10 protein-coding genes and 1 pseudogene are annotated in these 12,574 nt (G+C 62.9%); 7 read left to right on the forward strand and 4 right to left on the reverse strand.

Annotation, left to right across the window (positions count from 1 at the left end; all coding sequences use genetic code 11):
* Positions 1–104: 104 nt before the first annotated feature.
* The 6 genes from AC4FS3_RS15375 to grxD all read left to right on the forward strand — a co-directional run bounded on the left by AC4FS3_RS15375 (position 105) and on the right by grxD (position 5,635).
* Positions 105–998, forward strand: coding sequence for a LysR family transcriptional regulator (locus AC4FS3_RS15375; RefSeq protein WP_092901534.1), 894 nt, complete (start codon positions 105–107; stop codon positions 996–998).
* Positions 999–1,630: 632 nt separating this feature from the next.
* Complete coding sequence (purL, locus tag AC4FS3_RS15380) at positions 1,631–3,805, forward strand: phosphoribosylformylglycinamidine synthase subunit PurL (protein ID WP_491021289.1); 2,175 nt, start codon at positions 1,631–1,633, stop codon at positions 3,803–3,805.
* A gap of 32 nt (positions 3,806–3,837) precedes the next feature.
* A complete protein-coding gene (locus AC4FS3_RS15385; protein ID WP_491021290.1) occupies positions 3,838–4,260 on the forward strand; it encodes a GNAT family N-acetyltransferase in 423 nt (140 codons plus the stop codon).
* A 1-nt stretch (position 4,261) separates the two neighbouring features.
* Positions 4,262–4,762, forward strand: coding sequence for a GNAT family N-acetyltransferase (locus tag AC4FS3_RS15390; RefSeq protein WP_491021291.1), 501 nt, complete (start codon positions 4,262–4,264; stop codon positions 4,760–4,762).
* Between the two features lie 111 nt (positions 4,763–4,873).
* The gene (locus AC4FS3_RS15395) at positions 4,874–5,116 is read left to right on the forward strand and encodes a BolA/IbaG family iron-sulfur metabolism protein (protein ID WP_491021292.1); all 243 of its coding nucleotides are present in this window, start codon (positions 4,874–4,876) and stop codon (positions 5,114–5,116) included.
* 159 nt (positions 5,117–5,275) lie between these two features.
* On the forward strand, positions 5,276–5,635 hold the full coding sequence (gene grxD / locus AC4FS3_RS15400; protein ID WP_092896892.1) for a Grx4 family monothiol glutaredoxin: 360 nt from the start codon (positions 5,276–5,278) through the stop codon (positions 5,633–5,635).
* Positions 5,636–5,744: 109 nt separating this feature from the next.
* Here the strand turns inward: grxD and AC4FS3_RS15405 are convergent, their stop codons facing one another.
* The 3 genes and pseudogenes from AC4FS3_RS15405 to AC4FS3_RS15415 form a co-directional block, all read right to left on the reverse strand.
* The gene (locus tag AC4FS3_RS15405) at positions 5,745–6,095 is read right to left on the reverse strand and encodes an MliC family protein (RefSeq protein WP_491021293.1); all 351 of its coding nucleotides are present in this window, start codon (positions 6,093–6,095) and stop codon (positions 5,745–5,747) included.
* Between the two features lie 281 nt (positions 6,096–6,376).
* Positions 6,377–6,748 (reverse strand): annotated as a pseudogene (locus AC4FS3_RS15410) (cell division protein ZapA); the annotation flags it as partial.
* Positions 6,741–7,382: a hypothetical protein gene (locus tag AC4FS3_RS15415; protein ID WP_491021294.1), complete on the reverse strand. Its 642-nt coding sequence runs from the start codon at positions 7,380–7,382 to the stop codon at positions 6,741–6,743. The pseudogene AC4FS3_RS15410 and the gene AC4FS3_RS15415, both read right to left, overlap by 8 nt.
* A gap of 223 nt (positions 7,383–7,605) precedes the next feature.
* Here AC4FS3_RS15415 and tkt point away from each other — a divergent pair, with 223 nt between their 5' ends.
* The gene (gene tkt / locus AC4FS3_RS15420; RefSeq protein WP_491021295.1) at positions 7,606–9,621 is read left to right on the forward strand and encodes a transketolase; all 2,016 of its coding nucleotides are present in this window, start codon (positions 7,606–7,608) and stop codon (positions 9,619–9,621) included.
* Positions 9,622–9,807: 186 nt separating this feature from the next.
* Here tkt and topA read toward each other — a convergent pair whose 3' ends face one another.
* Positions 9,808–12,552, reverse strand: a complete 2,745-nt coding sequence (topA, locus tag AC4FS3_RS15425; RefSeq protein ID WP_491021296.1) for a type I DNA topoisomerase — start codon at positions 12,550–12,552, stop codon at positions 9,808–9,810.
* Positions 12,553–12,574: the final 22 nt, after the last annotated feature.

Genomic DNA, 12,574 nt, shown 5'->3' on the forward strand with positions numbered 1-12,574 from the left:
ACTTTCCTGCCAAATCCCTGTCGTCACAGCAAAAATGCGTGATCGGGTTTTCCCCCGGCGCATAGCTTGTGCTACTGTCCCACCCGAAGGAACAGGGCAGACAGATGGACTGGGATAAGCTGAGGATTTTTCACGCGGTGGCCGACAAGGGCAGCCTCACCCATGCGGGCGAGGTGCTGCATCTGTCGCAATCCGCCGTCAGCCGGCAGATCCGCGCGCTTGAGGAAAGCCTCGATGTGACGCTGTTCCACCGTCATGCGCGCGGTCTTATCCTGACCGAACAGGGCGAACTGCTGTTCGAGGCCACCCAGGCCATGGCAAAACGGCTCGATGCCGCCGCAGCCCGCATCCGCGACAGCGAGGATGAGGTCTTTGGCGAGTTGCGCGTCACCACAACGATGGGCTTCGGCACGCTCTGGCTCGCGCCACGTCTTGCGCGGCTTTACGACAAATTCCCGGCGCTGAAGATCGACCTCATGCTCGAAGAGCGTGTGCTTGACCTGCCGATGCGCGAGGCCGATGTCGCGATCCGCATGAAAGAACCGAGCCAGGCTGATCTGATCCGTCGCCGGCTGATGAATATCCGCATGCGCCTTTATGCGACGCCAGACTATCTCGCCCGCAACGGCACGCCGAAAACCATGGCCGATCTCAGCCAGCACCGCCTGATCTGCCAGCATCCCGGCACCCCCCAGGTGGCGGCAGGAGCGCGGCTGGTGCAGGAAATCATGGCGTATGACATCCCCTCGACGCTGCATGTGAACAACTATTTCGGCGTGCAGCAGGGCGTGATCAACCATCTCGGGATCGGCGTGCTGCCCGATTACACGACCGAAGAAAACCCGCATCTGGTACGGGTGCTGGAAGACATCGAATCGGGCGAAGTGCCGGTCTTCCTCGCTTATCCCGAAGAACTGCGGCACTCGAAACGCGTGGCCGCCTTCCGCGATTTCGTGACGGAAGAGATCTCCACCTTCCGCCGCAGTCACGGCAGCTGAGACGCCCGTCTGAGGCCCTGACCGCTTTTGCACCGCGGCGGCACCCTTTCCCTCTGCCATATCATTTGCAGCACAGCCCTCATTCCTGAGGGGCTGCTGGCTGACCTGCGACGGCCATACAGGACAGGGCGGGTCGGTCACTGCCCGTCCCTCCCGGCCTCCGGATGAGCGCGAAAATTGCGTTGCGGCGTTATCGCAAACACGGCCAAGAAGAAGCCATGCGGAGAGCGCATGGCAGCATTGCCCGGACTGCGACATTGCTGCACTTGCATAATTCGCAAACAGCCCATAAATCAGGCTACGAGGCGCGGATCGGGGCAACCTGATCGGCCTCATACCTCCCTGTTGGACTTGGGCCGAGCTTTGCTCGGCCTTTTTTTTTGCTTTGTGCCAGCGGGCTGCTGCATGCGCAGAATCGCCGGGAATCACAGCAGCAGCAGCAAGGCTGCGCGCAGCGGAGGCGCCTCTGTCGCATCTGCGCATTATCCCGACGCCTATTCCTGCCGCAAACCGGGCAGAGCCCTTCCCCAGGCGCGCGTCATGCAATAAGACGCGCGCAGATTTCCTGCATTGCCGCAGAAGTGCCGCAGCAGGCCCGACCAGACCAGAGCTGCAGACCCGGAGGCCCGATCATGTCAGACGCCGCACGCGACCCCGCAATCACCCCGGAGCTCATCGCCTCGCATGGGATCAAACCCGACGAATATGAGCGCCTGCTGGAGATCCTCGGCCGTGCGCCCTCTTTCACCGAGCTCGGCATCTTCTCGGCGATGTGGAACGAGCATTGTTCCTATAAATCGTCGAAAGTCTGGCTGCGCACCCTGCCCACGACCGGCCCGCAGGTGATCTGCGGCCCGGGCGAAAACGCCGGTGTGGTCGATATCGGCGATGGTCAGGCGGTCATCTTCAAGATGGAAAGCCACAACCACCCTTCCTATATCGAGCCGCATCAGGGCGCCGCGACCGGCGTCGGCGGTATTTTGCGCGACGTTTTCACCATGGGCGCGCGCCCGATTGCTGCGATGAATGCGCTCTCCTTCGGTCTGCCCTCGCATCACAAAACCGCGCATCTGGTCAAAGGTGTGGTCGAAGGTGTCGGCTCCTACGGCAATGCCTTCGGCGTGCCGACCGTGGGCGGCGAAGTGCGCTTCCACAAATCCTATAACGGCAACTGCCTTGTGAATGCTTTCGCGGCGGGCCTGGCTGACACCGACAAGATCTTCTACTCGGCAGCCTCGGGCGTCGGCATGCCGGTGGTCTATCTGGGCGCAAAAACCGGCCGCGACGGCGTTGGCGGCGCGACTATGGCCTCGGCCGAATTCGACGACACGATCGAGGAAAAACGCCCCACCGTTCAGGTCGGCGACCCCTTTACCGAAAAGCGCCTGCTGGAAGCCTGCCTTGAACTGATGCAGACCGGTGCGGTGATCTCGATCCAGGATATGGGGGCCGCGGGTCTGACCTGTTCGGCGGTCGAAATGGGCGACAAGGGCGGTCTGGGGATCAAACTGCAGCTTGATCAGGTGCCGCAGCGCGAAACCAATATGACCGCCTATGAGATGATGCTCTCGGAGAGCCAGGAGCGGATGCTCATGGTGCTCAATCCCGAGCTGGAAGATGTCGCCCGCGCGATCTTCGTGAAATGGGATCTCGATTTCGCTATCGTGGGCGAGACCATCCCGGAAGACCGCTTCCTGATCCTGCACGGCAATGAGATCAAGGCCGATATCCAGCTGTCAAAGCTGTCGTCTAGCGCGCCGGAATATAACCGCCCCTGGGTCGAAACGCCGAAAGCCGAACCGCTGGGCGCAGTGCCGCAGATCGGGGCGATCCAGGGCCTGAAAGTGCTGCTGTCGAGCCCGAACTACGCCCATAAGGGCTGGGTGTTCGAACAATATGACAGCCAGGTCGGCGCCGATACCGTCGTCACCCCGGGCCTGCCCGCAGGCGTCGTACGCGTGCATGGCTCGACCAAGGCTCTGGCCTTCACCTCGGATGTGACACCGCGCTACGTCAAGGCGAACCCGTTCGAGGGCGGCAAACAGGCAGTGGCGGAAGCCTATCGCAACCTGACCGCCATGGGCGCACTGCCGCTGGCGACGACCGACAACATGAACTTCGGCAACCCGGAAAAGCCTGAAATCATGGGCCAGTTCGTCGGCGCGATCAAAGGCATCGGCGAAGCGGTCTCGGCGCTCGACATGCCGATCGTGTCCGGCAACGTGTCTTTGTATAACGAGACCGATGGCTCCGGCATCCTGCCGACACCGACGATTGGCGCGGTGGGGATCCTCGCCTCGCTTGATGATCTGATCAACGGCAGGCCCCAGGCCGGCGACGTGGCGCTGCTCATCGGCGAAAGCTTTGGCCATCTCGGCCAGTCCGCCCTGATCGCGGAAGCCTTTGGCGATGAGCGCGGCGATGCACCGCCGGTCGATCTGGCCGCAGAAAAGAGAAATGGCGATTTCGTCCGCGCGCATCGGAAATCGATCACCGCAGCCTCTGATCTCAGCGATGGCGGCCTGGCGCTGGCGGCTTTTGAAATGGCAGAAGCGGCCGGCACCGGCATCAGCCTGATCCCGGGCGAGACTTCGGCGCTCTTTGGCGAAGACCAGGCGCGCTATCTGCTCGCAGTCCGCGAAAGCGCTGCAGCTGAGATCGAGGCGGCAGCCATCACCGCAGGTGTCGCAGTCACCCGGATCGGCGCCTTCGGCGGCGACAAGGTGACGTTCGGCCAGGACAGCGCCTCCCTTGCCGAGCTTTCGGCGCTGTATCGCAGTGCCTTTGCCAGTGCCGTGGGTCTGTGATCCGGCGCGCGACAGCCGATGATCTTGCCCGGGTGGACCTGCTGATCAAGGCCCACCCTTCTGCCCTGATGGATAAGGGCATCGACCAGCTGCACGAGATGCTGGCGGCCGAAGATTGCGAGATCCTGATCCGCGAGGACCAAGGTTTCGCGGGCTTTGCGACATTGCATATGTTTTATGATCAGGTCTGGTATCTCGACAATCTCGCGGTCGACGGTCCGGGCCAGGGGCAAAAACTGATCCGCGATATGCTTGCGGTGGTGTTTGACGAGCTGGGCGCGCATCGTCTGATGTGTGATGTGGTGTTCGACAATCATGCCGGCATGACCGCGATGCGGCGTGCGGGCTTCACTTTCGAGGGCAATATGCGGCAATGCTGGAAGCGGGGCGGCATCTGGGTCGATTGCCATGCGTTTTCGATGCTGGCGCCGGAATGGCAGAAGATAAGGGGCTGAGATGGATCTGCATCCAATCGATCTGAGACTGGCCACCGCCAGCGATTTCGCCTTTATCCGCGCCCTCGCGCAGCGCCCCGAAAACCGCGCTTTCATCACCGACGAGGACGAGGCCGCTTTGGCCACCTATATCACTGCACCCGATTCCCGTCTGCTGATCGCCGAGGAAAATGGCACCGCGATCGGCTATGCTCTCTTTTGCGAGATCGGCGACCCGTCAGGAAGGACAGAACTGCGCCGCCTCGCATTGGCTGTGACAGATGGCGGGCGCGGCCGCGCCTTTGTCGGCCAGCTGATCCGCTATGGGTTCGACAGGTTGCAGGCGCGGCGGCTCTGGCTCGATGCCTCGGGCGAAAACCCGCGCGCGATGGCGCTTTATGAAAAGCTCGGATTCCGGCGCGAAGGGGTGCAGCGCGAACACTGGTATCGCCCGGATATCGGGCGCGCGGTCGATCTGCATCTTTTCGGCCTGATGCGCAGTGACTGGCAGGAGGCGGGCTGAGCCATCTCCCCCGGAACCATCTCCCCGGAACCATCTCCCCCGGAACCATGTCCCTTGCAGCCCCTGCAACCAGAGCTTACATCTTTCAGGGAATGAGCAAGGAGCAGCCCGATGCCAATGGAAGGCAAGGATATTGAGACCCTGATCCGGGAGACCTTCCCCGAGGCGAAGATCACCATCACCGACCTCGCCGGCGACGGCAATCACTGGGCAGCGGAAGTGATCGACGAGAGCTTCCGCTCCATGAACCGGGTTCAGCAGCAGCGCGCCGTCTATGCCAGCCTGAAGGGCAAGATGGACGGAGCAAATGGCGAGCTGCATGCCCTGGCGCTGACCACCAAGGCACCGGAATGAGCATATATGCCGGAGCGTTTCTGCAGGGTCTGGCGGCGATGTCCGCTCTGCTGGCCCTTGCCGGATGGTGCGGCAATTGCAGGGCTTTCTGAAACATGGCGGCAGCTACTGGCCGCGTAAACGCCAGGCCGAGCGCTGGCGAGCCGAGAGGAAACTGAAATGAGTGCGCAGGATCAGATCCGCGAAACCGTTGAGAAAAACGCTGTGGTGCTGTTCATGAAGGGCACCAAGACCATGCCGCAATGCGGGTTTTCGAGCCGCGTCGCGGGGGTGCTGAATTACATGGGCGTCGACTTTGCCGATGTGAATGTGCTGGCCGATGCGGAAATCCGTCAGGGGATCAAGGATTTTTCCGACTGGCCGACCATCCCGCAGCTTTACGTCAAAGGCGAATTCGTCGGCGGCTGCGATATCGTGACCGAGATGACGCTTTCGGGCGAGTTGGATGCGCTCTTCGAGAAGAACGGCGTCAGCTTTAACAAGGAAGCCGCAGACAAGATCCGCGAAGCCAACGGCTGAAGGCGCGCGTTTTCCACCGGCGCCGGTTCCTTTCAAAGGAACCGTGCCGAAATCTTTGAAGATTTCGGCTTTTGGCAACCGCCCGGAGCAGCAGCCCGGGCGATTTGCTTTATTGCTGCTGACATCCGTCGAGGATGGTCTTTTCCTCACCGCCTTCCGACCACATCAGGAAAGCGGTCTCGCCCTTTGTCCACCAGATGTAATGCGCCCCGTCCGAGGGCCAGCCATAGCGGGCGCCGGAGGCAGAGGTTTCGATCTCCAGCGTAATCTGCGTCCCTTCGACATTCAGCACAGCCAGCGACAGATCCGGCGCATTCACATAGGTGACCGGCACTTCCACGCCGCGCTCACAGAGGTAGCGGGTGGTCTGGAAACTGCTGTCCTGCGCCTCGGCCCGAGCCATACCGACAGTGAGGATCGTGGCAAAAACAGCCGCAGCTGCGACAGATCCGTTTTTCATTCTTCCGTCCTCCGGGGCGTGCCATAGGGGGTGTCATCTGACGGCCCTGACAGGTCGCCGGGCGCAAACTCATGCGGATCGGCTTCCGGCTGGGCAATGTCTTCCGGAAGGTGGCCTTCCGGGTCATAGTCCGGCACAGACGCCATGTCGGCACCCTCGCCCCCGGCACTGACCGGATCGCCTTCGGGCAGCGCGTCATCTGCGAGCAGCACTGCGCCCGCTTTGGCCGTCACCTTTTTCAGCGCGCTCTGCCCGCTCTCGGTCCCGGCGCCGCGCTGCAGCTCTGTGGCTTTCTCACCGATCCGCTCGGCCAGGGCTTCGGCCCGGGCCGCAAGCTCGGCGAAAGTCAGCGGTACCTGTGGGGGGATCACCGGCACCTCGATTCGTCTGGCCTCCGGCTCCGGCCGGTCCTCCAGCATCGAAAGCTTCGCCCGCAGCTCGCGCATTTCCTCTTCCTGCGCCGCCGTCCGGTCAGCGAGCATCAGCCCCGCCATCAGCAACATCTTGGTCTCCGGCAACCGCCCCATAGACGCCACCAGCGGCTGTGCCTCCACATCCAGCTGCGCCGCAGCCGAGCGCAGGAAATGTTCCTCTCCCGGCTGGCAGGACACCATAAAACCGCGCCCGCCGATCATCACCTCGATATCAGGCATGTTCCGCCTCCCCGATCTGCATGCTCAATGCGGTGGCGATCCCGTCAAGTTCGGCCATCTCGGCCAGCCGGCTCGCCCGCAGCGCATCAAGCTCCGCCAGCATCGCCCGGTTCACCGCCGCCGCATCCACCAGCCCCGCTGCCGAGGCTTCGGTGATCCGGCGCAGCTCCTCGCGCAGCGTCGCCGCGCTGCGCGTCATTCGCGCCAGCTCCAAGCCCTGGGCATCAATCTGTTCGGTAAGCGCGGCCAGTTGCTCTTCATAAGCGGCCCTGAGCGCGGCCTCGCGTTCACGCGCCTCGGCGAGGCGCTCGCGCATCCTGACAAGGGTGGGCTCCTCGCGCCCGCCCTGGGCCTCGAATTCAGCCCGTGCCTCGGCTCTGGCGGCGCGAATCTCATCCGCGGCCTGATGCCGGGCGCGTTCCGCGGCCTCGACCGCCCCGGCGGCCCGCGCCGTCTGGGCGTCGCGCGCCGCTTCCGCGCGGAGCCGCGCTGCTTCGGCCTCTCTGATCCGTTCTTCGGCCAGCGCCAGCTGTTCCGCTCCGTTTGCCCGCACGGCGTCGATGGCGGAAAACCCGGCCTCTATCCGCCGCAAGGCCGACGAAATACGACGCTCGAACTCGACAATTTCCTGCATACCCGCCCTCATCGGCTTTTGGTCTTGCCCTAAGGATAGCCTGCACGAATCGCAGGCGAAACCCCTTCGCTTCAGTTTAGCGCGTTTTGGGCGTTGCATCGCCGCGCTTATTTCCCCTTTCCGGTCAGCGGCTTGCCATCAGAGCTGCCTCGCCGCTTGATCTTGGGCCTGGGCGGGACTATGCCGCTTCCTGTTTCCGCTATCATCGCAGAGGATCACCCAAGTGGACATCGCAGCCCTTCGCGCCCGTCACCCCGATCACTGGATGCGCGCCGCCGCCATCCGCACGCTGACGCTCGACGCGGTGGCAGCCGCCAATTCAGGCCATTCCGGCATGCCGATCGGCATGGCCGATGTCGCAACCGTGCTCTTCTCAAAGCATCTGAAATTCGATCCGACCGCGCCCCGCTGGGCCGACCGCGACCGCTTTATCCTGTCCGCCGGTCACGGCTCGATGCTGATCTATTCGCTGCTTTACCTCACCGGCTATGCCGATGTGACGCTGGATCAGATCAAAAACTTCCGCCAATGGGGCGCCATCACCGCCGGTCACCCGGAATATGGTCATGTCTCAGGCGTCGAAACCACCACCGGCCCGCTGGGTCAGGGCATCGCGAACTCGGTCGGCTTCGCCATGGCCGAGGAGCACCTGCGTGCCAAATACGGCGCGAAAATCCAGGACCATTTCACCTATGTCATCGCCGGTGACGGCTGCCTGATGGAGGGTGTCAGCCAGGAGGCCATCGGCATTGCCGGCCGCCAGAAACTGTCGCGCCTGATCGTGCTCTGGGACAATAACGACATCACCATCGACGGCAAAGTGTCGCTCTCGGATGTGACCGACCAGCGCGCGCGCTTTGCCGCAAGCGGCTGGGATGTGTTCCATTGCGACGGCCATGACCCGGAAGATATCGACCGCGCGATTACCGCAGCCAAAGCCAGCCCACGCCCGGCGCTGATCGACTGCAAAACGCATATCGCGCTTGGCCATGCCGCACAGGACACTTCGAAAGGTCATGGTGCGCTGACCGATAAGGCGCAGCTGGAGGCCGCAAAAGCCGGTTACGGCTGGACCGCTGCCCCCTTCACCATCCCCGCCGAGATCAAATCCTGGTGGGAATCGCTGGGCAAGCCGGGTGCGAGCGCCCGCGCAGAATGGGAAACCCGTCTCGCGGCCCTTCCCACCGGCAAAAAAGCCGAATTCGAGCGCAGCTTCGCGCTGGACGCGCCGGCGAAACTCGCAGGCGCCATCCGTGCGCTGAAGAAACAGGCCGCAGAGACCCAGCCGAAGCTTGCGACCCGTTCGGCGTCGGAGCAGGTTCTGAACGTCATCAACCCGATCCTGACCGAGACCTTCGGCGGTTCGGCTGACCTGACCGGTTCGAACAATACCAAAACCGCCGATCTGGGCGTCTTTGACATCGACAGCCGCAAGGGCCGTTACATGTATTGGGGCATCCGCGAGCACGGCATGTCCTCGGCGATGAACGGCATGGCGCTGCATGGCGGCGTCCGGCCCTATTCGGGCACCTTCATGGCCTTTACCGACTATGCCCGCCCCGCGATGCGCCTGTCGGCGCTGATGGGTCTGCCGGTCGTCTATGTCATGACCCATGATTCGATCGGTCTTGGCGAAGACGGCCCCACCCACCAGCCGGTCGAACATCTGGCGATCTCGCGCTCGACCCCGAACACGCTGGTGTTCCGCCCGGCCGATCTGACCGAAGTGGCCGAAGCCTGGGAAATCGCCTTCACCCAGAAAACCACGCCTTCGGTCATGGCGCTGTCGCGGCAGAACCTGATTGCCGTGCGCAAGACCCATACCAACCAGAACATGACCGCCAAGGGCGGCTATATTCTGGCCGAAGCCGAGGGCAAGCGTCAGGCGATCCTGATCGCCACCGGCTCGGAGGTCGAGATCGCGATGAAGGCCCGCGACCTGTTGCAGACCGAAGGCATCGGCACCCGCGTGGTCTCTATGCCCTCGATGGAGCTTTTCGCGCAGCAGGACGAAGCCTGGCGCAAAAAGGTGCTGCCGGCAGGTCCGGTGCGCGTGGCCATCGAGGCGGGCGTGCGCCAGGGCTGGGATCGCTGGCTGCTGGGCGAGCGCGGCAAGGAAACCAAAGCCGATTTCGTCGGCATGTCCTCCTTCGGCGCCTCGGCCCCCTATGACCGTCTTTACAAAGAATTCGGCATCACCGCCGAAGCCACTGTGGCAAAGGTCAAAGCGCTGCTCTGAGCGGCCAGAACCGACTGGCAAAGCAAATCAGAATGACAAAAGGGCGGCCTTGCGGGCCGCCCTTTTCCTTTTTGCCTCCGGTTTCCGCCCAACCTCCTGCCGCCTGATCCCCCAAAGAAAAAGGCGGGGGAAATCCCCCGCCCTCTTTGATCGGCCTGTCGGACCGGGATCCGCACGCGAAGCGGGTCAGACCTCTGACGCAGCCGCCTTCTTCACCGCTGGCTTTTTCGCCGCGGCTTTCTTAACCGCAGGTGCCGCCACTCCCTCAGCCGCAGCTTTCTTTGCCGGAGCCTTTTTCGCGGGCGCTTTCTTTGCCGCAGGTTTGGCCGCCGCCGGTTTTGCCGGGGCCTTTTTCGCCTTCTTCGCCGGAGATTTCCCGGCCTTTTCCGCGACCAGAGCCAGCGCCTCTTCCAGCGTCACCGCCTCGGGCGCAATGTCTTTCGGCAGGGTCGCATTGACCTTTTCCCATTTGATATAAGGCCCGTAGCGCCCCGGCATCACCTGGATCTCGCCGCCATCAGGATGCTGACCCAGCGATTTCAGCGGCTGCGCCGCAGCCCCCCGCGCGCCCGGCCCGCGCAGTTTTTTCTGCGCCAGCAGCTCCACCGCGCGGTTCATGCCAAGGCTGAACACCTCTTCCGCATCGGCGAGATTTGCATAGGTCTTGCCGTGTTTCACATAGGGTCCGAACCGGCCGAGATTGGTTTCCACCGCCTCGCCATCTTCCGGATGTGCCCCGATCTGGCGCGGCAGCGACAGAAGCTGCAACGCGCGTTCCAGCGTCAGGCTGTCCGGGGTCCAGCCCTTTGGCAGGCTGGAGCGGTCGGGTTTCGGCTGCGCCTCGGTCGCCTCACCGCGCTGGACATAGGGGCCAAAGCGCCCTGCCCGCAGGGAAATCTCATTGCCCAGATCGTCCTGGCCGAGGATCCGCCCATCCGAGGCCGCCGATTCCGCATCACCCGCGATGGGCCGCGTGTAACGGCATTCCGGATAATTGCCGCAGCCAATAAACGCCCCGCCCGAACGCGCGGTTTTCAGATGCAGTCGGCCAGTGCCGCAGGTCGGGCAGATACGCGGATCAGATCCGTCTGCGCGCGGCGGGTAGAGATGCGGTGCAAGGAATTCATCAAGCTTATCCAGAACCTCGCCGATCCGAAGATCAGCCGTTTCCGCCACCGCCGCCGAGAAATCGCGCCAGAACCGCGCCAGCACATCCTTGTAATCACGCTCGCCCGCCGAGACATCATCAAGTTCGCCTTCCAGCGCGGCGGTGAAATCATATTCGACATAGCGGTGGAAGAAATTCGACAGGAAGGCCGTGACCAGCCGCCCCTTGTCTTCGGGGATCAGCCGGTTCTTGTCCTTGCGGACATATTCGCGGTCCACAATCGTCGTCAGGATCGAGGCATAGGTCGAGGGGCGCCCGATCCCGAGCTCCTCCATCCGCTTGACCAGCGTCGCCTCGGTATAACGCGCGGGTGGCTGGGTGAAGCTTTGCGAGGCCAGAACCGCGCCGCCCTCGCCCAGAACCGCCGAGGCGATGCGCTCTTCCTGGTCGCCCGCCGACCGCGCGGCAGCTTTGGAGAACGCCTCTTTCAGCGCGCCGGGCGCCGGTTTGACCGCCTCGCCCTGCATGATCTGCGGCAGGCGGCCCTCGTCATCTTCTTCCTCGTCACGTCCCTGGTCATAGACCTTGAGAAAGCCGTCGAACAACACGACCTGACCATTGGCGCGCAGGCCCACCTGGCCATCGGGCGAGGTGATCTCGACCACGGTCCGCTCCATCCTTGCGGCTTCCATCTGGCTGGCGATGGTGCGCTTCCAGATCAGGTCATAAAGGCGGCGCTGGTCTTCCTCGACACGCAGCTTTGATGGATCCGCCGACATATCGGTCGGGCGGATACATTCATGCGCCTCCTGGGCGTTTTTCGCCTTGTTCTTATACATGCGCGGGCTTTTCGGGACATAAGCGTCACCAAACCGCCGGCCGATCTCGGCGCGCGTGGCCATCACCGCCTCGGGCGCCATATCGATGCCATCGGTCCGCATATAGGTGATATACCCCGCCTCATAGAGGCGCTGCGCCGCATTCATACACTGTTTCGCGCCCATGCCGAATTTGCGGCTGGCCTCTTGCTGCAGGGTCGAGGTCATGAAGGGCGGCCAGGGATTGCGGCTCGCGGGTTTGCTCTCGACACCCGCCACAGTGAACTGGCGCGAGGTGACGGCATGCACCGCCATTTCGGCGGCGGCCAACGTAGGGATGTCGAATTTTTGCAGTTTTGCCCCGCCGAGCGTGACAAGATTTGCCTCGAATTCCTGGCCGCGCGGCGTGGTCAGGATCGCCTTGACCGACCAGTATTCGCGCGCCTTGAAGGCTTCGATCTCCATCTCGCGCTCGACGATGAGGCGCAGACAGACCGATTGCACACGGCCCGCCGATTTCGCGCCCGGAAGCTTGCGCCACAGTACCGGCGAGAGGGTGAAGCCAACCAGATAATCCAGCGCGCGCCGCGCCAGATAGGCATGGACCAGCGGCTCATCGACCTCGCGCGGCTCCTTCATCGCCTTGGTCACCGCATCCTTGGTGATGGCGTTAAAGGTCACGCGGCTGACGGTCTTGCCCTTTTTCAGCGAAGAGGCGAGCGCCTCTTTCAGATGCCAGGAAATCGCCTCCCCCTCACGATCAGGGTCGGTGGCGAGAATCAGTGCATCATCGGTTTTCAGCGCCTCGGCTATGGCGCGGACATGCTTCTTGCTCTCGGGCGCCACCTCCCATTTCATCGCGAAATCGTGTTCGGTATCGACCGAACCATCCTTGGGCGGCAGGTCGCGAACATGGCCATATGAGGCAAGAACGATATAGTCCGGCCCAAGATATTTGTTGATTGTCTTGGCCTTGGCAGGAGATTCTACTACGACGACAGGCATGAATCCCTTTCCGGAACGTATT

The sequence above is a fragment of the Pseudogemmobacter sp. TB195 genome (assembly GCF_058313095.1).